Source organism: Herbaspirillum sp. GCM10030257 (assembly GCF_042666555.1).
In the GTDB taxonomy this organism is placed as follows: Bacteria; Pseudomonadota; Gammaproteobacteria; order Burkholderiales; family Burkholderiaceae_D; genus Noviherbaspirillum.
The window spans coordinates 127,453-148,954 of the sequence record NZ_JBHTDH010000012.1 but is presented as its reverse complement, the minus strand read 5'-3'; the positions used below and the strand labels follow the sequence as shown (position 1 = coordinate 148,954).

The following is a 21,502-nucleotide window of genomic DNA, read 5'->3' as shown; positions in this document are numbered from 1 at the left end:
ACGCACCTATGCCGTAGTGAGAATGATGACTAATCCGCACCAGTCCCCGCAAAAAAAGAAAACCGACGTTACCTCGCCTCAGAACGGGGTGGAGCAGGCATTGCATCCTGCGCTTGACCGCAGAACCATCGCAGGGATTGGCGCCGTCATCGTCCTTATCGGCAGCAGCTTATTCCGGGCATTCGGCGGTCCTAGCTGGCTGTATCTGCCTACGGCTTTCGCCGCGGCCGTGCTTATCATTGCCGGCTACGCCCGGATCAACCAAAGACTGCGCACGACCTCCCTTGTCTTATTTGCAGCCGGCATTGTGCTTGTTCCTTTTGCCAAAGATCCATTGGCAGCCGTTCAGCGTGGCGTGTTTGTTGCTGGATTGCTGCTATCGCTGACATCGAGCGTCATGCTGATTGCGCGCTGTGCGGTGCAGAGCAAGAGGATACAGATGATCGGCGCCGGCCTGCGCGAGCGGCAAGGTACGGGGCGCTACATGGCATTTGCCGTAACCGCCCAGTTCTTTTCAGGAATACTGGGATTGGCCGGCGCCAACCTGACGTTTGTCATGGCTGCGCCAGCCGCCGAGAGGCCGAGTCAGGTTCGCACAGACACCGTCGTTGCCGTATCGCGCGGATTTACAGCAGCGAGTTGCTGGAGCCCGGTGTTTGGCAATATGGCCGTCCTGCTTGCACTGTATCCCACACTGCACTGGATTGAAGTCTTTCCCGTTGGGCTGGGCGTAGGACAACTGACACTGATCGTCGGCGCTCTGCTGTACCGGGCCGGCAGCAAATCGCTTGCACCGCCGGCGAGCACACCAACACCTATCACCGACTTGTTGATGAACGCGTTTCCGCTACTGATATCGCTGATCGGCTTCCTGGTGCTGATACTCGCTCTCAGTCGCGCCTTGCACATCGTGGTCTCTGCCTCAATCGTGTTGATGGCTCCACTCGTATCGTTGCTTTTCAATGTCGCCATGGGTCGGGACGGGCATCGGTGGAAAGATGGCGCGAAGGGCCTTGGACAGAGCATGTTGTTGTTTCCCGCAATGGCCAGCGAAGCTGCGCTTTTCCTGTCAGCGGGTTGCGCCGGCAGCATCATGGCGGATGCCTTTCCGGCGAGCTGGGCGCTGGCGGCTGGCGAAAGCTTGAGCAGTCATCCGGTGTTTGGCATCAGCTTTTTGCTGATCGCCATCATGGTGACCGCGCTTATGGGCATTCATCCTGTGCTTTCGTCTGTCTTTCTTGCATCAACAATGACGCCGGAGCTTCTCGGCATGCCGCCGATCGCACATATGGCAGCCATTCTTGCAGGATGGGGATTGTCCGCCAGCGTGACACCTTTTTCGGTGCTGTCGCTGACGGCGAGTCGGTATTCAGGCGAGGGGCTTTACCAGATCAGCCTGGGCAGAAATGCGGCCTTCGCCGTCGCTACGTCTGCCGTAGTATGTACATTGTTGACCGCTTACGTTCTGATTGTCGCTTAAGAAATTCGTCACTAGCCTGTTGACTGGCCTGAATTGAGCCGGGGGTACGTCTGACGTACCCCCGGCCACGAATAGCTTTAGCGTACGTACACCAGGTCCCGCAGATACAAGGAAAGCGGCGGGAAGTAAGTGATGACGGCAAGGCAAGCCAGAATCACCCCGACGAACGGCAAGAGTCGCGGGATGATGTTATCGAGGGAAATTTTGGCGACAGTGCAGGCGGCAAACAAATTGACACCGAACGGTGGAGTGATCATGCCCAGCGCAAGATTGACGATCATGATCATGCCGAAATGCACCGGGTCGATGCCGAATTTTATCGCCACTGGTACCAGGATGGGCGCCAGCACGATGATGGATGCCGATGTCTCGATGAACATGCCGATAATGAACAACGCGGCATTTACGCCCAATAAGAAGTAAGCCGGGCTTTTCAATGTCTCGGCCAGATAGGTGCCGATCGCATCGGGCACGCCGGCACGCGTGATCATGAAACTGAACAATCCCGCGTTGGCAATGATGAACATGATCACCGCGGAGGACAGCACCGATTTTTTCAGGATCACGGCGATATCGGCCAGGCGCGTTTCACGGTACACAAACAGGCCGAGGATCAATGCATAGAACACGGCGACAACCGATGCTTCGGTCGGCGTGAATACGCCGCCGTAGATGCCGCCAAGGATAACTACCGGCATCAGCAGCGCGAGCCATGCCTGCTTTGCAGCCGCCAAGACGGTCAGCTTTCCTTCATGGTCGTGCTTGCCGTAGCCCTTGATGCGCGCATATATGATTACAAAAACCATCAGCGCCACGCCGATCAGGATGCCTGGACCAAAACCGGCGATAAAGAGTTCACCGATCGAGACCTCCGCGGAGACGCCATACAGAATCATTGGGATCGATGGCGGGATGATGACGCCAAGCTCCGCTGATGTTGCTTGCAGCGCAGCAGCATAATTAATCGGATAGCCATGCTTGACCAGGGCCGGGATCAGGATTGCTCCAATGGCGAAGGTTGTCGCGACTGATGATCCTGACACGGCCGCAAAGATCATGCAGGTCAGCACGCAGGTAGCGGCGAGGCCGCCCTGAATGCCGCCGACCAGGGACTTGGCGAACTCGACGAGCCGCTGTGAGATGCCGCCTGTTTCCATCAGGTTGCCGGCAAGAATAAAAAAGGGAATGGCAGCCAACGGGAACTTGTTGATCGCTGTGAACATTTCCTTTGCAGCGATCAGCATGTTGGCGTTGGCAACGGAAATGCCGATGACACTGGCCAGTCCGATCGATACTGCAATCGATACCGAAAAGGCAAAGCACACGATCATCGTGATGAGCATGGTAAGAGACATGAACGAGCCTTGTTGTGCGTTTATTGAGCGGTTTCGAGTTCCTGGTGCTGGGGGTCCAGCAAGTTGGCAATGACGCCGATAACGGCGAACAGACCACCGACCGGCAACGCCACATAGGCCCAGAACATTGACAGTTCTTCGAGGCCGGCCATGGTCTGCACCTTACCGCGTTGCGCATAGTCCCAGCCATACCAGATGATGACAGCCAGCAGCGCCAGCGTGGCGAGGGTGATGGCAAAATCGAGCACGCGACGGAATGCGGGGGGAGCCAGACGGTGCATCAGGTCGATCGATACCATCGAGCCGAGACGAAATGCTTCGGGCAAGCCCATGAAAACCATCCAGATCAGAAAGAAGCGGATCAGCACTTCACTCCATTCAGCGGGTTGTTCGAAAATGAACCGGGTCAGGATCTGGTACATGCCGAGTACGGATGACAGGATCAGCATCAGGCAGGCAAAGCCCAGCGAAAAGCCGGTGAGCCGCCGTGCTACTGAAAGATATGCAGATTTCATGTGACTCTCTATCCTATTGTTGCCCCGCAGCCGTCACGGCACCGGGCATTGTTGTACTTTGTACTTGCATGGATAAGGAAAACGCCCCGTGAATGGGGCGTCGGTGATGAATGATCCTTACTTGGCGGCCCGGATCTTGTCCAGGGTCGCCTTGCCGAACTGTTTTTCAAAATCAGCGAACACCGGTGCCAGGGTTGCCTGATACTTGCTCTTGTCAACGTTATCGACGACCTGCATCCCCTTGCCGCGCAGATCGGCTACAGCGCTCTTTTCATCGGCATCGACGCGGTCACGGTTGGCCTTGGCGGCAACCTTGGCGGCATCCAGAAAAGCCTGTTTGTCCGCTGCGGACAATTTGTCAAACGTCGCCTTGTTCATCAGGAAAACGCCTGGCGAATAAACGTGGCCGGTCAGGGTCAGATATTTCTGCACCTGGTCAAATTTGTTGGCGGTAATGACTGACAAAGGATTTTCCTGACCATCGACCGTACCTTGCTGAAGGGCGGTGAATACTTCCGTAAAAGCCATTGGCGTCGGGATGATGCCGAAGCCTTTATAGGCCTGGATATGGACCGGGTTTTCCATGGTGCGCATCTTCAGGCCCTTCATGTCTTCCGGTGCGTTGATCGCGCGCTTATTGTTTGTCATGTGACGGAAACCGTTTTCACCCCACGCCAGCGCCTTGAGGCCCTTGGAATCGAACTTGGTCAGCATTTCCTGCCCGATCGGGCCATCGAGCACCGCACGTGCATGTGCGTAGTCGCGGAAAAGGAAGGGCACATCGAACACCTTGACTTCAGGGACGAAATTGGGGATCGGGCCGGTCGAGGTCCAGGTCAGTTCCTGTGTGCCGAGTTGTACCGCTTCGACCGCTTCACGTTCGGCACCGAGCGAGCCCGAATAAAATGTCTGGATCTTGTAACGGCCGTTGGTGCGCTTCTCGACTTCCTTTGCCAGGGTATCGATCGCGACACCCTGGTGAGAATTCTGCGCGGTGGATACACTGATGCGCATCACAGTCTGGGCAGCCGCCTGCTGTGAAGCGAAGCCGGCAATGAGTCCCGATACGGCGATGGCAAGAGTCGTAACGCGTAATGCTTTCATTTGAAGTCTCCTAGGTTTATTAGTGATGTTCACAGCGTTGTACAGCAGATGATCCTATAAATCCCGCTTGCGTGCATACGGGAAATCAGCAGCAAGCCCTACAGTGATTTCATCCAGCCCAATCCTTCGACAGTGCCTTTGGCGGGGCGGTATTCGCAGCCCACCCATCCTTGATAACCAAGGTCGTCAAGCAGGTGGAACAGGTAGGGATAATTGATTTCGCCGATATCTGGTTCATGTCGCTCCGGCACGCCGGCAATTTGTATGTGCCCGACATGCGGCAGGTAGCGGCGCAGCTTCATTGCGATATCGCCTTCCACGATCTGAACATGGTACAAATCCATTTGTACCTTCAGGTTCGACGCGCCAATTTCCTCTCGGATCGCGTGTGCTTCGGCCTGGGTATTCAGAAAGTAGCCCGGGATATCGCGGGTATTGATCGGCTCGATCAGCAATGTGATGCCGTGCTGTGCAGTTTCTGCTGCTGCAAAGCGCAGGTTGTCAAGATAAGTGCGGCGGTGCAATTCACGATCTGCGCCCAGGGGCAGCAGTCCCGCCATGACATGCAGGCAAGGCGTACCGCACGCTTGCGCATAAGTGAGGGCTGTTGCAACACCATCACGGAATTCGGCTTCGCGGCCGGGCAGCGAAGCAATACCGCGCTCTCCCTTGCTCCAGTCCCCCGGCGGCATGTTGAACAGCACGTTGTCGAGGCCGTGACTCTTCAGTGCCGCCGCGATTTCCTGCGGCTCATGCTCATAGGGAAACAGAAACTCGACTGCCTTGAAACCGGCGCGGGATGCCTCCTCGAAGCGCTGCAGGAATGGCACTTCATTGAACATCATTGTCAGGTTGGCTGCAAATTTTGGCACGGCATTCCTTTCGTATTCGCGTTAATTGTCGAGTTGAAAAACGCGCTTCAGTTCGGCAATCTGTTCCGACGTCAGCACACGCGGATTCATCCCGCGCAATAGCAGGAAAAGCTTCGCAGTTTCCTCCAGCTCTTCCGTTGCGTACAGCGCGCTCTCCAGTGTTTTGCCGGAGACGACTGGACCATGGTTGGCCAGCAGAACAGCGCTATGTCGTCCCGCGAGCCCTCGGATGGCTTCGCCCAGGCCGGGGTCGCCGGGGCGATGGTAAGGCACCAGCGGCAGCTTGCCGATCTTCATTACAAAATACGCTGTCAGTGGTGGAATGCAGTCGCAAGGATCGAGCCCCGACATGCACGATACGGCCGCTGAATGTGTCGAGTGAAGGTGCACGATGGCACCGGCTCCGGCGCGCTCTTCATACATGGCGCGATGCAGGAATGCTTCCTTCGATGCGGGGTCTCCGGACACCAGGTTGCCGTTCCAGTCGAGCTTGGACAGGCGGGCGGGGTCCAGGCGTCCCAGGCAGGCGTTGGTCGGCGTCAGCAGCCAGCCATCATCGAGCCTAACACTGATGTTGCCGCTGCTGCCTGTGGCAAGCCCGCGTTCGTAGAGCGATGCGCCACAACGGCAGATTTCCTCGCGCAATCCGGATTCATTCATGCCAGCAGACTCCATGCCTTGGAAAAGAAATCTTCCGTTCCGAAGTTGCCGGACTTGAGCGCCAGCGCCATTGACGTGTCGCCGATCGTGATTGTCCACGGGACGCCGGGATCGATCTGGCGGCCAATGCGCAGTCCCGATACGTTCAGCGCTGACACCACGGCGCCGGAGGTTTCGCCCCCCGCGACGATGATCTGCCGAACACCGAGTCTTGTCAGGCCGGACGCGATCTGCGACATGGCCTGCTCGACCAGCGCACCGGCACGATCAACGCCGAGGCTTGCCTGCACCGCCCTGACGCTTTCCGGCGCGGCGGTCGCATAAATAAGGGGAGTCTGTTCGAACAGCAGCGGTGCCGCCCAGGACAATGCCGCGCCGACGACATCTTCTCCGTCCGCGAGCTTTAGCGGGTCGATAGCAAAGGCCGGTCGTCCGCCGGCAATGAAATGCGCCACCTGCGCCTGTGTCGCGGTGGAACAGCTTCCTGAGAGCACAGCACGCAAACCGGAAGGATAGGCGAGGCGGTCAGCGGATTCTCTTTCGACGGCATTCAGGGCGTTTTGAAAGTTTTGCGGCAAACCGAGAGCAATGCCTGAACCGGCGGTCACCAGCGGCATCCCTGTGCAGGCCGCGCCAATTGTCAGGAGATCATGATTGGATAACGCATCGACGATGGCGATCTCGACACCTTCCTCACGCAGCGCCGTAATCCTCGCCCTTACAGCATCGACTCCGCTAGCAACCGAATCAAAAGAAATCAGCCCCACCTTCCGCCGGGTCTGCTGCTGCAGCACACGCACCAGATTGGCGTCTGTCATCGGCGTGAGAGGGTGGTCGCGCATGCCGCTTTCGCTGAGCAGCGTGTCCCCCACAAACAAATGCCCCTTATAGATGGTCCGCTTGTTTTCAGGGAACGCAGGACAGGCAATCGTGAAATCAGTCCCGAGTTCCGACATCAGCGCATCCGTCACCGGACCGATATTGCCAACGTCCGTGGAATCGAAGGTTGAGCAATATTTGAAGTAGAACTGATGACAGCCGGCTTGCTGCAAATGTTTTAATGCTGCGAGCGACTGGGCCACCGCCTCGGATGGCGCGACGGTGCGCGACTTCAGGGCAATGACGACGGCATCCACATCGGTTGGTAACGGAGAGGCAGGAACGCCAATCATCTGCACGGTGCGCATGCCGGCCCGAACCAGCATGCCCGCAAGATCGGTTGCCCCAGTAAAGTCATCCGCGATACATCCGAGCAGGATCGTCATAGGGAAACGCCTTCCATCTTGATTTGTTCAACGGGTTGGTATGCCGAAAATTCTTTTCTTACGCTCACGACTTCTCTCCTTCAGCGGTCGGGCCGCTCGCATTTTGGAGCGCCAACAGTTCAGGGTCGGCATGCAGAATGCGATGCGATGCCATTTCCATGTGCCGGCGCGCCGCGGCACGCGCTGCTTCAGGGTCGCGTGCGGCAATGGCCTCGTAGACGGCACGATGCTCGTCCTGGACCTGGCGCCGCGTTTCTTCCTGCCGTGCTTCCCACGCGCGGGATATAGAAATGGTGCCCTTTAAAAACTGTCCTAGAAAATCCCATAGCGCGACGAAATGCGGATTGCCGGTCGCACGGGCGATGCTGCGATGAAATTCCATGTCCGCATTCACACCATCTCCGCCGGCGGCGACTTCATCGTCAATTGCCTTGAGGCGCATGGCAATTTCGGCGATCTGTTCATCGCTGCAGCGTTCGGCCGCCAGTGCTGCCATCTCCGCTTCGACGCCCCGACGCAACTCGGCTACCTGGGCAACGGCCCGGATCGAGCCGATCACAGCGGGATCGATACGGAAAGGCGCATCAGGGCTGGCTTCTCGCACAAATACGCCGCTGCCCTGACGTGATTCAACCAGGCCTTCGGATTTCAGTCGGGAAACCGCCTCTCGCACCACGGTTCGACTCACGCCGAATTGCCGGGCCATTGCCGTCTCGGATGGCAGGCGTGACTTGGCTGGATAAGCACCACTACGAATCAATTCCAACAAGGCCTGCGTTACCCGATCCGACATGGTCGCTGTGGCGGCAATCGGTTCTACCTGAAAAACAGGGCTGTTGGTCATCGGGCGTAGGCCTGCGTAATAAGATTAATATGATGTCCACTTATCATACAACATGATAAGTTATACTACCAAGTGACTTTATTGTCATGATCATGCGAGGCGATGTGAGTTACTGGTTCAGACGTACAAGACTGAATTGAGTAACGGAAACGCGCCATGCATAACGACGAGACACGATTACCAATTCATCAGGAGAACACTTATGCAGGTTTTGATCACCGGCGGTGCCGGCCTCCTCGGCAGCAGGCTTGCGAGAAAATTGCTGGAGCGCGGCACGCTCGCCGATGCCGAAGGCCGGCAGACACCGATTTCCCGCATCTGTTTGCTGGATGTCGTTCCCGCCGCTGGCTTCAGCGACCCGCGTATTGATATTGTGACCGGAGATATTTCAGATCAGGACACTATTCGCAGGGTGCTGACGCCGGAAACGCGATCGATCTTCCATCTCGCAGCCATTGTCAGCGGTCAAGCCGAGGCGGAATTCGATCTGGGCATGCGAATCAACTTCGACGCGACCCGTTTAATCCTTGAGCAAGCCCGCAAAAACGGAAACCGGCCACGGGTGGTCTTCACCAGTTCGGTAGCCGTTTTCGGCGGCGATTTGCCGGCGGTCGTTCCCGATACGCATGTGCTGACGCCCCAAAGCTCGTATGGCGCGCAAAAGGTCATGGGTGAATTGCTGGTCAACGATTACAGCCGCAAAAACTTTATCGATGGCCGTGCGCTGCGCATGCCTACTGTCTGTGTCCGCCCTGGCGTACCCAACAAGGCGGCATCAAGCTTCGCAAGCGGCATCATCCGGGAGCCGTTGAATGGACAGGAGGCTGTCTGTCCGGTTGCGCCGGAAACACCGATGTGGCTACTTTCCCCGGGTTACGCGATCGACGGGCTTATCCATGGCCATGATGTGGATGGCAGCCTGTTCGGGAGCAGCCGTGCCCTAAGCTTGCCGGGACTTGCGACCAATGTGAAAGAGATGGTCAATGCACTCGAACGCGTGGCTGGTGCTGACGTGGTTAAGCGGATCAAATGGCAACCGGATCCAGCGATCATTCGCATCGTCAACAGCTGGCCGGGCAATTTCGATACGGCACGGGCGAATGCGATGGGTTTCAAGCATGACCGGAACTTTGATGACGTAATCCGAGCCTACATCTCGGACGAACTGGACGGTCGCAAACCGGCTGCGTAATAATTGTCGAGCGCACGCCATAGCAAAGGTTTGTTTCATTTAAGGAAACATGCCAGCTTGCCGAAAAGGTATATAGCGGGCAGCTATGGCGTCGATTCAGACTATTAATTTTACGCCATCATTGATTGCGGCTATCATTCCTCCATCGCGAACTTTTTCAACCAAGGAGGACAAGCCATGTCTCTAATTAATACACAAGTCAAGCCGTTTAACGCCACTGCATTTCACAATGGCAAGTTTGTTCAGGTTTCCGACGCTGACCTGAAAGGCAAATGGTCCGTGGTCGTGTTCTATCCTGCCGACTTCACTTTCGTCTGCCCGACCGAACTGGGCGATCTGGCCGACAACTACGATACCTTCAAGTCCATGGGCGTGGAAGTCTACGGCGTGTCGACCGACACCCACTTCACCCACAAGGCATGGCACGATACATCGGAAACCATCGCCAAGATCCGTTATCCGCTGATCGGCGATCCGACCGGTGCAATTACCCGCAACTTCGACGTGATGATCGAAGAAGAGGGCCTGGCGCTGCGCGGTACATTCGTGATCAATCCAGAAGGCCAGATCAAGCTGTGCGAAATCCATGACAACGGCATCGGCCGTGACGCCAAGGAACTGCTGCGCAAAGTGCAGGCTGCACAATACGTTGCCTCCCACCCGGGCGAAGTCTGCCCAGCCAAGTGGACTCCGGGCGCGGAAACACTGTCGCCATCGCTCGACCTCGTCGGCAAGATTTAATTCATCACCGGCTGCGTCAGCGCTGACGCAGCCTGCCATCGGGGCGCAAGGCATCGCGTCTCGCAGCAGTACCACTCCCCGATCAGCCAGGATGATCCGGCAGCCGATGGCTGACCCGGCGGTGGCACTGTGCATCCTGAAATTTTGCAGTCACATACTTTGAAGCGAGAAAAAATATGCTAGATACCAATCTCAAGAATCAACTGAAAGCCTATCTCGAAAAAGTGACGCAACCGATCGAGATCATTGCGTCTCTCGATGACACCGATAAGTCGCGGGAAATGTTGGCGCTGCTAAAGGAAATTTCCGAATTGTCGCCACGCATTGCGCTCACCGAGCGTCGCGACGATGGAGAACGCACGCCGTCGTTTGCGCTCAATCGCACGGGCAGCAACATGGGAATCCGCTTTGCCGGTATTCCGATGGGCCATGAATTTACGTCGCTGGTGCTGGCGTTACTGCAGGTTGGTGGCCATCCGCCGAAGGCCGATGCCGATGTGCTGGAGCAGATCCGTAACCTTGATGGCGAATACCTGTTCGAAACCTATATTTCGCTGTCCTGCCAGAACTGTCCGGAAGTCGTCCAGGCATTGAACCTGATGGCGGTCATCAATCCGAATATCCGTCACGTGATGATTGACGGCGCCCTGTTTCAGGATGAGGTAACTGCGCGCCAGATCATGGCTGTTCCCACCGTGTTCCTGAATGGTCAGACTTTCGGCCAGGGTCGCATGGGCGTTGAAGAAATTCTCGCCAAGCTCGATACCGGTGCAGTCGAGCGCGAAGCCGCCAAGATTGCGAAGAAGGATGTGTTCGACCTGCTCGTCGTCGGCGGCGGTCCGGCAGGTGCTTCGGCAGCAATTTACTCGGCACGTAAAGGCATTCGTACTGGCGTCGTCGCGGAACGCTTCGGCGGCCAGGTGCTTGATACCATGGGTATCGAGAACTTCATTTCCGTCAAGGAGACCGAGGGGCCGAAGCTTGCTGCGGCGCTCGAGCAGCACGTGAAGACCTACGATGTCGACGTGATGAACCTGCAGCGCGCAGAGGCGCTCATACCCGGCGACATCATCGAGATCAAGCTGGCAAGCGGTGCCAGTCTGAAGGCAAAAAGCATTGTGCTCGCGACCGGCGCACGCTGGCGCGAAATGAATGTACCCGGTGAAAAGGAATACCGTAACCGCGGCGTGGCGTATTGCCCGCACTGCGACGGCCCGCTCTTCAAGGGCAAGCGAGTTGCAGTCGTCGGCGGCGGCAACTCGGGTGTGGAAGCGGCGATCGACCTTGCCGGTATCGTTGCGCACGTTACGCTGCTGGAGTTCGATAGCCAGCTGCGCGCCGATGCGGTCTTGCAGCGCAAGTTGCATAGCCTGCCGAACGTGACGGTCATTACACAGGCACTCACCACGGAAGTGACCGGTGATGGCACCAAGGTCAACGGCCTGCGCTACACCGACCGCCAGAGTGGCGAGTCGCGCAATATTGAACTGGAAGGTATATTTGTGCAGATTGGTCTGCTCCCGAATACCGATTGGCTGAAAGGTACCGTCGCCCTGAGCAATCGCGGAGAGATCGAAGTCGATGCGCGTGGCCAGACCTCTGTGCCGGGCGTCTTTGCCGCCGGCGACGTGACGACGGTGCCCTACAAGCAGATCGTCATCGCGATGGGTGAAGGCTCAAAGGCAGCCTTGAGCGCGTTCGATCACCTGATCCGCACATCGGCACCGGCTGAAGCGGCGGAGGCAGTGGCAGCGTAATACCGCGATATAGTCATTCTGCACTGCCCCGCAAAAGCGATCCCGGTTTTCGGGGTCGCTTTTTTATTTTGGCGAGTACGCCGGCGTGGAAGGGGGGCGCAAATGAACGACGGCGATCCGAACCTGGATGTATCATGCCATCGACTTCTTTCACCGAGCCCAATATCATGGCTTTTTCTTGCGCAATCTTATGGTTTTGAACAAGTTCCCATGCCAACGACGTCCTTTTCTAACCGCTTTATCTTCGCCACGGCCCTGGTTGCCGGATTGAGCGCTTGTGCGACCGCCAATCCGCCCGAGTTGCGGCAGGAGCAGTTCCTGTCGTCGGGATCCTACGTACAAAGTTATCCCGGCGCCCCCGAGCGCAGCTGCGAAGCAGCGCGGCGTGCCTTGCTCAGCCAAGGGTATGTGATCAATGAGGCAACGGACTCGCAAGTCCGTGGTCGCAAATATTTCCAGCCCCATACGGATACCCACACCCAGATCGAATTCCATGTAGTTTGCGCCGCGAACAGCGAAGGCAGCAATAGCACTACCGTATTCGCCAACGCCGTACGCGATCGGTATTCGCTGCGCAAAAGCAGCAATTCCGCCAGTCTTGGGGTAGGGGCGATCGGCTCGATTTCACTGCCGTTCGGATCAAGCGATGATGCACTGGTCAAGGTCGGTACCGAAACCATTCCCACCAAACAGTTCTACAACCAGTTTTTTGAATTGATTGAACGTTACCTCGATCCGCTTTCACTCCCTGTCGATCCATCCTGAAGGAAACCTTTTCTTGCATCCTGTATCCAAGACCGTTCACCGGTGCAAGCCGATGATACTTTTGTAATAAGGAACCCGAATGGCAGATGAAGCAGACGTAGCAAGCGAAAACGAACAGATGATGCTCCAGGCGATCCTCGCCAACGGCAGGCAAGGCGTGGAACGGCAGCTTTCCGCACGTCCCGATGGCGGGTGCCTGAACGATTGTGGCGACCCCGCCATGCAGGGTGCCGCCTTCTGTAGCAAGGAATGCGCGGAAGATGTGGAAAAGCGCATGCGCCTGAGCGGCCGTACCGGCTCCTTTCTGAAGACGTCGGACGAGCCTGCTTAAGCAGCACGGGCCGGCCGGACATATAATCCCTGCCGGCCCGCTGCCATGCTATCCGATCGCTTCAGTGCACGATCTTATTCCATCCAGCTGAATCCCTCTCGCGCCAGCAACGCGGCCGAGGCATCCGGTCCCCAGCTCCCCGCGGTGTATTGCAAAGGCCGCTCTCGCAGTTCTTCCCATCCTTCCAGGATCGGGTCCGCCCACGCCCATGCTGCTTCCAGCTCATCACGCCGCATGAAGTGTGTCAGGCGTCCCCGGACCACGTCGATCAGCAGGCGCTCATACGCTTCCGCACGCCGCTGCGAAAAAGCCGACTGCAGATCGAGATTCAAGCTGACCGGCAGCATGGTCATACCGCTGCCTGGCTGTTTAGCCATCAATTGCAATTGGATCGATTCTTCGGGCTGCAGGCGAATGACGAGCCGGTTTCCGGCATTGCGCGGAGTATCCGGGAAGATCGAGAATGGTGGATTGGCAAACTCAATCACAATCTCCGACAAACGCTTCTGCATCCGCTTGCCGGTGCGCAGGAAGAACGGGACGTTGGCCCAGCGCCAGGCATCGACATAGGTGCGCAGTGCGACAAAGGTTTCGGTGCGACTGTCTGCCGGGACACCGGGTTCGTCACGATAAGCTTTTACCGCTTCACCATTAACCGCGCCGGAGACATACTGCCCGCGCACCGTATCCCGCGCGATATCGCCCAGACTCATACGGCGCAAGGAGCGCAACACTTTTAGTTTTTCATCACGGACAGCATCGGGATCGAGCGACACCGGGGGTTCCATCGCAATGATGCACAGCAGCTGCAGCAAGTGGTTTTGCACCATGTCGCGTAACGCACCTGTGCCGTCATAGAATCCCGCCCGGCTGCCCACACCGACGGTTTCAGCCACCGTGATTTGCACGCTGCGAATATTGGGTGCACGCCACAAGGGCTCCAGGATGCCATTGCCGAAGCGGAGCACCATCAGGTTCTGTACCGTTTCCTTGCCCAGATAATGGTCGATCCGATAGATCTGCGATTCATTGAAATGCCGTCCAACCTCAAGATTAATTTGTCGCGCCGACGCGAGGTCGTGACCAAGCGGCTTCTCAAGGACGACGCGACTGTTGCTGTCGACCAGTCCGCAGGCTGCGAGATTGTCGCAAATGCTCGTAAACAGTGTCGGCGCAGTCGCGAGATAAAAGGCCCGTTCGACGCCCGGACGGGAATTCCGTGCCAGCTCTGCATAGCTCGATGCATCGTTCACGTCCATTGCGACATAGTTCAGCATGCCGAGGAAGGCCTGCCAGGCTTCTGGCTCCAGGTTTTTTGCCTCGATGAAAGGCTGTGAGCGCTCCTGGACAAATTCAATGTAACCAGCACGATCATATGTGTGGCGTCCGACCGCAATGATACGAGTAGAGGGCGGCAGGTTCCCATGCAAATGGGCCATGTACAAGGCTGGAAGCAGTTTGCGAACGGATAAGTCACCCGCGCCGCCAAAGATGATCATATCCAGTGGAAGTGCGGCGGCGGGCAGGGTATTGGAAATAGGCATGACTGGAAAAGAGGCTCCGGTTAGACGGTGTCGTTTCATTAGGCAGGCATCATTCTAAAGGCAAAGCGTCTCGAGGTCAGAATTCGTACTATGCATATCGATGTTGATGTGCTGACATGAAAACCGCATTCCTTTATGCTACGCCGACAGTCAAGACGGGTTATTGCAGACAATCACACGCGAGCGTGAGGACAGCGAGTTAAAGGACAAGATATCAGCGTACGGAACCGGAGGTAGCAGAGTTACACTCTAATCAGTTCTTCCCTATGTTCCCTCCGGAGGGATCATGCAATATCGTCTGCACCGCTGTCTTCTCCGTGCCTTCGGATGTCTGTCCCTGATACCCTTACTTGTGAATGGAGCAGAGGGAGAGGTGCAATCGGCCGTTTCTCGGGAGACCGTCGACAAGGTTAATACATTTCTGGAAGCATTCATTAATCCGCAGAAATCCGCCTATGCGCAGGCGGAATTTTTTGCCGACGGCGCAGACTATTATGATCACGGCATTGTAGATAAACCGCATATCGTCAAGGACGTGGAGCGCTACAGTCGGCGTTGGCCGGTGCGCCACTATCAGCTTGCAACAGTTGAATACATCACACCTGACCCTGCATCAAACCGTGTCTTTGTAAGCTACGTGGTCGACTTCGAAGTGGCGAACGCTTCAAAGCGCGTTCGCGGGCGCGCTAACTATGGCGCAGTCATTGCCGATATAGAATCAACACCGAAAATCGAATGGATCAAGGAACGCGTGGTGGCGGGGCGCGGACGTCCCGATCAGGCAGAATAATTATTTTTGCTTGCATACATCGCGTCATGTGTCGACGCACACATTGCCCCTGACTGGAATGTGTTAGCACCACTGCAGATGTCTGCGCCATGCAACATAGCTCGTTATCACGCTGACACGCCTTTGCCGAATTCTACTTCCCGTGTGCTAACTTACGCTCAGAGAAATCACCGGAACGTTGAATCAGGGAACCGGTGATCAGATATACAAAACAACGGCCAAGACATGCTTCCATCTTCCGAACTGTACAGTGATCCGAATGGTGTTATTGAAGTCCTTATTGATGAATTGGGATTCGATGATGATGAAAAATTTGCCAATGCTTTAGGACTCCCTGTTAAGACCGTTGACCAGTTACGACGAAAAGCAATCAAGCTCGAACCACGACTGCTATTGCAGATGCTGGAAATTTCAGAGTTCAGTACAAGCGAGTTGCGTAACCTCGTAGTTGCCCGACGAACTCGATATCATTGATCGGCTAAACTTATTCTTGAAAGAAATAAAATTCTTGCTGGAAATTTATCGCAAATAATCTTTCGATACTGCGATGATTTGATCAATCGGCACACCAAAATCCCATTTCTATGGGATTTTCTTCATTTTCCTCCGAAGTAGTATTAGCGCATTACTCCCACAAGAGAAATGCCATGTCGCGCTCCACCCGTCGTTGCCCAAACCAACTGTGCGGTCGTCCCTTCCAGGTCAATCGCTTCAGTGCCGACCTTGATGCCCTCGCGGACAGAGGAAGGGTTACCTGCCCTCATTGCGGTCTGGTTGCGATTGGTGACGGCAACTCCATTTTTTTGACGCATGCATTATCGGATGAAGAGGAACATGTCTTCCATTCGCTAGAACGCCGGGAAGAAGCGCGTTATTAATCGAGTGATTGATGTCGACTGCAAAACGTTGATGCGAGAAGCGCATTTTTCCTCTCGTTGATCTCGTGACGCAGCCTATGCCGCTGAGTGGTGCGATTCAAATTGCTGATGGTGATGAAGTGCATCGGACATCTCCTGGCTTTCATCGGCTAACAGATGTGGCTGTCATCGATCATCGATATGATTCACTCATCGTGACACCATACATCGTCTTCAGCTTCCACCGTGGACATACCAAGCTAGTAGTTCGCTTGCGAATGCCTTCACTGACTTCACAGGTTGATTGTTCTCAAGATTGGCCATGGCAGGCAACGTACAGTCAAAGCTCTGGCGGCCACCGTCATGCATCGTACGTTTCTGCCCCAGGATATTGGGATTGCCTACACGAGCATGGGGTGCTGTAATCAAGTTGGCAGGGATGGCAGTGCCGTGCTCGCAGCCCCGGACTACCGTGCTGCTCATCGTATCAAACGGAGAATGCCCATGTCCCGTAACATCAACACACTGCTGAAGTCCGGAAGCATCGCGGTATTGTCCATTTGGATCGCAGGTTGTGCATCTGGGCCTTCAGGCACCAATTTCAACAGCGCTGGTAGCATGTCGCAGGTCAGCAGCACGGGTGCAGACAGTGGCGGCGAGTTGATCAATGCCGCGCTTAAACCCATCACGCCGCAACTGGTTAAAGCTGAACAAGAACGACGTGAGAAGCAGGTATCACAGGACATCACGCGCCTTCTCGGAAAACCAGCGCCTTATGTGATTGACTCGGGCGATGTCCTGTCCATCGTCGTCTGGGATCATCCGGAACTCTCAAGTGCTGCAACCACGGGTGGCGGAGGGCCGGTTGGCGCTGGAGCCGATGCGGCAACATCCGCATCAGCCGCGCCTCCTGCTGGCTTCATTGTTGATCACGACGGTGTCATCCAATTTCCGTTTGCGGGCGAACTTAAGGTCGCCGGGCTGACACAGGATCAGGCAAGCAATCTGCTGGTGACCCGGCTGTCCAAATATCTGCGGCAACCAAAGATAACGCTCCGCGTGCAGTCGTTTCGTAGCAAGCGTGTTTATGTCGATGGCGCGGTGCGTACCCCTGGCTTGCAAGCAATCAACGATATACCGATGACGCTGGTGGAGGCTCTGAACCGCGCCGGCGGCGTTCTTCCTGCGGGTGATCAAAGTCAGGTTCTGGTGCAGCGCCGTGACGCGGTGTATCAGATCAATCTTCCGGAACTCGTCCAGCGTGGCTTCAACCCCAACAGTATTCTGCTCACAGATGGTGATGTTATCCGGGTAAAGTCACGTGAGGAAAGCAAGGTGTTTGTGTCAGGCGAGGTTGTTAGTCCACGTGCGCTTTCGATGTATAACGGCCGGTTAACACTGAATGAGGCATTGGGAGAGGCAGGCGGCGTCAATCCACTCAGCGGTGATGGAAGCCAAATTTACGTGATCCGCAAAGATGCCAATGGGCAGACTGTGTATCAGCTTGATGGGCGCACTCCGGGTGCGCTTGCGATGGCCGAGGGTTTCGAGTTGTCTCCAAAGGACGTCATCTATGTGGCGGCGACTCCGCTGGCGAACTGGAACCGGACGATCTCTCTTATTCTGCCTAGCGCGCTCTCATCTGCGTTCGGTGTAATAAACCCATTGAAGTAAAAAGCTCGCTGTGGTGACGGCATTTCGCCACAGCATTCGGTCGTCAAAAAACATTATTGCAGGTAGTCGGCAAGTACGAATAATTCGTCGTGCAGTTGGACCAACGCACTCCGGGTGTCTTTATGCTGCAGCCTTTCACTGCTTCGCATCAGGAATTCACCGGTATCTCGAAGATGCTCACCATAATTCCGAAATGCTTCGTCATGCCGCGTATCAGCGAGGCTGTATTTGAGTTGTACTGACTCTCGATTCAGGGATCGCAAAGAAGCGCAAATTTGTTTCTGTGTATTACGCTCGCACATTTCTCGCGCGAATTCGATGGACTGTTCGACGCGTGCGAGTTGTTGCTTGATCCGGTTGATTTCCATATTGTCTCCACTCAAGGTTCTGCGAGCACCAGTTGGCTAACTCAGTAAATGCAATTTCGATAACTTGTATATATCGAAGAGATCTTGCATCGGTACTGCGCCGCTCATTAACTACTCGCATTGTCAGAACGAGTGACCACCTTGGCAAGTTGACTGACGGAGTGTTACATGTTGTAACTGGGCATCGCGCTTTAGCGTGAAATCAGCCTTTGCTCATGCATATAGCTATTAATGCAATGACAAGGTAAAAGCCAGCGCTGATGGGGCACTTGATTGTCAAATTTGCAATGCCGGGTGTCTTGCCCCGACTTCTTGTAGCTCTATTAAGCGAAGGGAATACATGAACTTTTTGATTAGGGCTTTATCAACAAATAATGTGGTGGCTGCCACCGCTCCTGCTTTTTTGAATTCGGCAGACAGCGATACGCAGCGGCACCATTGCTTTCGTTCATAAGCGCTAACCTTAGGAGATGCATATGTTAAATAGAATAGTAACGGTCGCCGCGCTTGCAGTAGGCGGAGTCCTGCTGTCAAAACAGTTGAAGAAATCACGCGCATCGGGAATGTCGTCTTCTACTACTGCATCGATCGATGTAAATGTGCCAGTCAGCACTGCCTACAATCAATGGACGCAGTTCGAAGATTTTCCGAAGTTCATGGACAGCGTGCATGAGGTTCGCCAACTTGACGATACCCACTTGCATTGGCGCGCTGACGTAGCGGGCAAGGAAGTGGAATGGGATGCGGAAATTACCGAACAGATCCCCGACAAGCGCATTGCATGGCGCAGTATCACTGGCGTTCCCAACGCCGGTGTAGTGACTTTCCACAAGATCTCTGACAACACGACCCGCGTCATGCTGCAAATGGACTATCAACCACAAAGTGTGGACGAGAAGGTAGGCGATACACTGGGCTTGGTCAAAATGCAGGCGCAAGGCAACCTGACGCGTTTCAAGCAGTTGCTCGAAGGTCGTGGAGTGGAAACTGGCGCATGGCGGGGTTCGGTTGCTCAGCACTAGATGACAGGGTAATGCGCATTCTGGAGTTACCAGATGGCGCATGGAGATTCTCATCGCGAGAATAAACAAAGGGCACATGGTGCCCTTTGTTGTTTTGTGAGGCGTTATTCTTGTAAACGATGCTAGTTGCCAACAGACAACTTGGCGCACGACACCGGTATTTGCTGCACAACATTGTCCCATCGACATGGGATGGTAAATTCCCGTCATCTGGGAGACAATGGATGTAATCCGTGGTGACAACCTGGCGGAGATGAAACGACGTGAGGTAAAGAACTACCATGCACATCAAACCGTACGTAAAGCCTGCCCAAGGCGACGATTCGCCGGCCAGCCTGAAAGACATCATGACGCAGCCCCCGATGGATGCGCAAAAACATCAGCACCTGATGTATGCAAAAGTCTTGCGACGACGGGGAATTGAAGATCGTCAAGCGGAGAAAAAACTCGAAGCCTCTGATCTGTGGTGATGTATTCCGGCCTTGCCATGACAAGGTGATGCCTAATGGCGATACAAGGTCCTAGGGTAAGCAAGACACTAACCTTGCCCATGAGTGACCCTGTAGCGCCCACTAGTCCTAAGCGTCACTTCTTCGGACAGGCATACTCCTTCGGGAGTAAATTCCTTTGTTAGTGAATGCAATCTGCATGTAGTCGTTCGAAGCAGACCTGCCTCAGGCAGGTCTGCGGCTGCTAAGACAATGCGCCTTCTTCACGAAGCCAGCGTACAAGCTGCTCCAGTCCATGCGCGTTGATCGCAATAGAACTTGATGTCGGGCTACTGCCATTTGTATCCTGACGGATCTGGATCTGTATCGCTGCCTTGCTTTCGGGATGGACAGTCACAACTAGCTGTTCTGTGCCAACTTCAGTGGCATTCTGAATGACAGCTTTTCCCAGTTCTACCTCATGAAAAGTTGTTCTCATTACTCACTCCGATTCTCAAGAATGTTTTAGTTATAGCGCATGGTTCGCAGAAGGGAAGGCATGCCGCAATGCATTAACTGTCTAAAAATTCAATGTGGCATCGCTTGTTGCGCTCAGGTTATTCGGTCGACTGAATCCGCAGCTCAGACATGTCATACTGTCTGATTGTTGCTTTTTATAAAGCCATATCCCGGTTTTACCATTGCCCCTCATGAGATGCGTCATCGTTCCTGTTACGCCCTTTCAGCAAAACTGCAGCATCCTGGTCTGTGAATCAACGCTCCGCGCCGCCATTGTCGATCCGGGCGGCGACTTGCCCCGCTTGCGGGCTGGCATTGAGCAGCTTGGTGTCAAACTCGAAAAAGTATTTCTGACCCATGCGCACCTGGATCATTGTGCTGCTGCCGATCATGTCAGGCGTGAATTCGGCGTCTCCATTGAAGGCCCGCACCGTGAAGATAAATTCTGGCTGGATCAACTCGCCGAAGCGACCCAACGTACAGGATTCCCACCGGCAGAGCCTTTCCTCCCGAACCGGTGGCTAAATGACGGTGATATGGTGACGTTTGGTGAACAAACCCTTGAGGTCTTGCATTGCCCGGGTCACACGCCGGGTCATGTGGTTTTCTTTCATCGAGGTGTACAACTTGCACTGGTCGGCGATGTGCTTTTTCGGGGATCAATTGGCCGAACTGACTTTCCACGGGGAGACCACGCCACACTCATCCGTTCCATTCGTGAAAAGCTCTGGCCTCTTGGCGATGACGTTACCTTCGTTCCCGGTCATGGGCCGGTATCCACTTTTGGTAAAGAGCGACTGACCAACCCGTTTGTCGCTGATAAACGCTTTGGGTGAGATGTTGCCATGAAGCTATCTCTTGAAGAAGCGCAAAAATTCTTCCAAACACCCTCGCCCTAAGGTTCACCTAAGGATCGCGTGAGACACTGTGGCAGCGCAACAGGATTGGCTGTGGTATCAGCCAATGTGGCGTTGTGCAGTGTCGATTTGCGAATTCAATGGAGGGTGTATGGCACAGAATTTCACCGTTCGGAACGTTACCGATAAATCAACCCCGGGCGCGATTAAAGCCGGATTGGCTGGCGATGACATCAGAACAGTTCCGATCACGAGTCGTCCCCGTGTTCAACGCATTGAACTGGAACGACGTGATCGCTTCGGTCGTTTTGGCCGTCGATAAGTCTCGGTAGGATGCAGGTCTGTCTGGTGCGGTACGAGCGCTTGCACCAGACAGGAAGCGCCATTCCGGCACAGGCCATTGTATTCATTGCAATTTCACGTGATTGCACATGGTATGTCGTACCGTAATGGATAACATCAAATGCAACAAACTCCTTTCCCATCAGTTAAGGCACGGCCGTCGAGTACGACGGTCTGACAGCAAACCCTTTTCTCCATAGTAACGGTATGATTTATCTTG

Annotated in this window: 23 protein-coding genes; 12 read left to right on the top strand and 11 right to left on the bottom strand. The window is 55.1% G+C overall.

Going from position 1 to position 21,502, the window contains the following annotated elements; genetic code table 11:
* The first annotated feature begins 22 nt into the window (after nt 1-22).
* A complete protein-coding gene (locus tag ACFQUU_RS18465; protein WP_382249589.1) occupies nt 23-1,480 on the top strand; it encodes a hypothetical protein in 1,458 nt (485 codons plus the stop codon).
* Nucleotides 1,481-1,557: 77 nt separating this feature from the next.
* Here the strand turns inward: ACFQUU_RS18465 and ACFQUU_RS18460 are convergent, their stop codons facing one another.
* The 7 genes from ACFQUU_RS18460 to ACFQUU_RS18430 form a co-directional block, all read right to left on the bottom strand.
* Entirely contained in the window at nt 1,558-2,835 is a 1,278-nt protein-coding gene (locus tag ACFQUU_RS18460; protein WP_382249588.1) for a TRAP transporter large permease, read from the bottom strand.
* A gap of 20 nt (nt 2,836-2,855) precedes the next feature.
* Complete coding sequence (locus tag ACFQUU_RS18455; RefSeq protein WP_382249587.1) at nt 2,856-3,350, bottom strand: TRAP transporter small permease; 495 nt, start codon at nt 3,348-3,350, stop codon at nt 2,856-2,858.
* A gap of 117 nt (nt 3,351-3,467) precedes the next feature.
* Nucleotides 3,468-4,454, bottom strand: a complete 987-nt coding sequence (locus tag ACFQUU_RS18450) for a TRAP transporter substrate-binding protein (protein WP_382249585.1) — start codon at nt 4,452-4,454, stop codon at nt 3,468-3,470.
* 98 nt (nt 4,455-4,552) lie between these two features.
* Nucleotides 4,553-5,326 carry a 2-oxo-tetronate isomerase gene (gene otnI, locus ACFQUU_RS18445; protein WP_382249583.1) on the bottom strand — a complete coding sequence of 258 codons (774 nt, stop codon included), beginning with the start codon at nt 5,324-5,326 and terminating at the stop codon, nt 4,553-4,555.
* Nucleotides 5,327-5,347: 21 nt separating this feature from the next.
* A complete protein-coding gene (otnC, locus tag ACFQUU_RS18440) occupies nt 5,348-5,986 on the bottom strand; it encodes a 3-oxo-tetronate 4-phosphate decarboxylase (protein ID WP_382249581.1) in 639 nt (212 codons plus the stop codon).
* Nucleotides 5,983-7,251 (bottom strand): 3-oxo-tetronate kinase, encoded by a 1,269-nt coding sequence (gene otnK / locus ACFQUU_RS18435; RefSeq protein ID WP_382249580.1) that lies wholly within the window; start codon nt 7,249-7,251, stop codon nt 5,983-5,985. Before otnK ends, otnC begins: the two co-directional genes overlap by 4 nt.
* Nucleotides 7,252-7,315: 64 nt before the next feature.
* Nucleotides 7,316-8,095, bottom strand: coding sequence for a FadR/GntR family transcriptional regulator (locus tag ACFQUU_RS18430; RefSeq protein ID WP_382249578.1), 780 nt, complete (start codon nt 8,093-8,095; stop codon nt 7,316-7,318).
* Between the two features lie 202 nt (nt 8,096-8,297).
* Here ACFQUU_RS18430 and denD point away from each other — a divergent pair, with 202 nt between their 5' ends.
* From denD to ACFQUU_RS18405, 5 genes are all read left to right on the top strand, one after another.
* Nucleotides 8,298-9,287 (top strand): D-erythronate dehydrogenase, encoded by a 990-nt coding sequence (gene denD, locus ACFQUU_RS18425; RefSeq protein ID WP_382249576.1) that lies wholly within the window; start codon nt 8,298-8,300, stop codon nt 9,285-9,287.
* A 177-nt stretch (nt 9,288-9,464) separates the two neighbouring features.
* A complete protein-coding gene (ahpC, locus tag ACFQUU_RS18420; RefSeq protein WP_057293831.1) occupies nt 9,465-10,028 on the top strand; it encodes an alkyl hydroperoxide reductase subunit C in 564 nt (187 codons plus the stop codon).
* A 176-nt stretch (nt 10,029-10,204) separates the two neighbouring features.
* Nucleotides 10,205-11,785 (top strand): alkyl hydroperoxide reductase subunit F, encoded by a 1,581-nt coding sequence (gene ahpF / locus ACFQUU_RS18415; protein ID WP_382249574.1) that lies wholly within the window; start codon nt 10,205-10,207, stop codon nt 11,783-11,785.
* Nucleotides 11,786-11,995: 210 nt separating this feature from the next.
* The gene (locus ACFQUU_RS18410) at nt 11,996-12,550 is read left to right on the top strand and encodes a DUF2242 domain-containing protein (protein ID WP_382249573.1); all 555 of its coding nucleotides are present in this window, start codon (nt 11,996-11,998) and stop codon (nt 12,548-12,550) included.
* A gap of 79 nt (nt 12,551-12,629) precedes the next feature.
* Nucleotides 12,630-12,881 carry a hypothetical protein gene (locus tag ACFQUU_RS18405; RefSeq protein ID WP_057293834.1) on the top strand — a complete coding sequence of 84 codons (252 nt, stop codon included), beginning with the start codon at nt 12,630-12,632 and terminating at the stop codon, nt 12,879-12,881.
* Nucleotides 12,882-12,955: 74 nt separating this feature from the next.
* On the opposite strand, the gene zwf is transcribed toward ACFQUU_RS18405, so the two are convergent.
* Entirely contained in the window at nt 12,956-14,425 is a 1,470-nt protein-coding gene (gene zwf / locus ACFQUU_RS18400) for a glucose-6-phosphate dehydrogenase (protein ID WP_382249571.1), read from the bottom strand.
* Nucleotides 14,426-14,711: 286 nt separating this feature from the next.
* On the opposite strand from zwf, the gene ACFQUU_RS18395 reads away from it, so the two are divergent.
* Nucleotides 14,712-15,215 (top strand): hypothetical protein, encoded by a 504-nt coding sequence (locus ACFQUU_RS18395; protein WP_382249570.1) that lies wholly within the window; start codon nt 14,712-14,714, stop codon nt 15,213-15,215.
* Nucleotides 15,216-15,440: 225 nt separating this feature from the next.
* Nucleotides 15,441-15,689, top strand: coding sequence for a hypothetical protein (locus tag ACFQUU_RS18390; RefSeq protein ID WP_382249568.1), 249 nt, complete (start codon nt 15,441-15,443; stop codon nt 15,687-15,689).
* A 143-nt stretch (nt 15,690-15,832) separates the two neighbouring features.
* On the opposite strand, the gene ACFQUU_RS18385 is transcribed toward ACFQUU_RS18390, so the two are convergent.
* Nucleotides 15,833-16,027, bottom strand: coding sequence for a hypothetical protein (locus tag ACFQUU_RS18385; RefSeq protein ID WP_382249566.1), 195 nt, complete (start codon nt 16,025-16,027; stop codon nt 15,833-15,835).
* A gap of 345 nt (nt 16,028-16,372) precedes the next feature.
* Here ACFQUU_RS18385 and ACFQUU_RS18380 point away from each other — a divergent pair, with 345 nt between their 5' ends.
* Complete coding sequence (locus tag ACFQUU_RS18380) at nt 16,373-17,746, top strand: polysaccharide biosynthesis/export family protein (protein ID WP_382249565.1); 1,374 nt, start codon at nt 16,373-16,375, stop codon at nt 17,744-17,746.
* A gap of 53 nt (nt 17,747-17,799) precedes the next feature.
* On the opposite strand, the gene ACFQUU_RS18375 is transcribed toward ACFQUU_RS18380, so the two are convergent.
* On the bottom strand, nt 17,800-18,114 hold the full coding sequence (locus tag ACFQUU_RS18375; RefSeq protein WP_382249563.1) for a hypothetical protein: 315 nt from the start codon (nt 18,112-18,114) through the stop codon (nt 17,800-17,802).
* 476 nt (nt 18,115-18,590) lie between these two features.
* Here ACFQUU_RS18375 and ACFQUU_RS18370 point away from each other — a divergent pair, with 476 nt between their 5' ends.
* Together ACFQUU_RS18370 and ACFQUU_RS18365 are read left to right on the top strand one after the other, a co-directional pair.
* Nucleotides 18,591-19,136: an SRPBCC family protein gene (locus tag ACFQUU_RS18370; protein WP_382249562.1), complete on the top strand. Its 546-nt coding sequence runs from the start codon at nt 18,591-18,593 to the stop codon at nt 19,134-19,136.
* A 281-nt stretch (nt 19,137-19,417) separates the two neighbouring features.
* Nucleotides 19,418-19,606 (top strand): hypothetical protein, encoded by a 189-nt coding sequence (locus tag ACFQUU_RS18365; RefSeq protein WP_382249561.1) that lies wholly within the window; start codon nt 19,418-19,420, stop codon nt 19,604-19,606.
* A gap of 223 nt (nt 19,607-19,829) precedes the next feature.
* Here ACFQUU_RS18365 and ACFQUU_RS18360 read toward each other — a convergent pair whose 3' ends face one another.
* The gene (locus tag ACFQUU_RS18360; RefSeq protein WP_382249559.1) at nt 19,830-20,063 is read right to left on the bottom strand and encodes a hypothetical protein; all 234 of its coding nucleotides are present in this window, start codon (nt 20,061-20,063) and stop codon (nt 19,830-19,832) included.
* 211 nt (nt 20,064-20,274) lie between these two features.
* On the opposite strand from ACFQUU_RS18360, the gene ACFQUU_RS18355 reads away from it, so the two are divergent.
* On the top strand, nt 20,275-20,919 hold the full coding sequence (locus ACFQUU_RS18355) for an MBL fold metallo-hydrolase (RefSeq protein ID WP_382249558.1): 645 nt from the start codon (nt 20,275-20,277) through the stop codon (nt 20,917-20,919).
* Nucleotides 20,920-21,502: the final 583 nt, after the last annotated feature.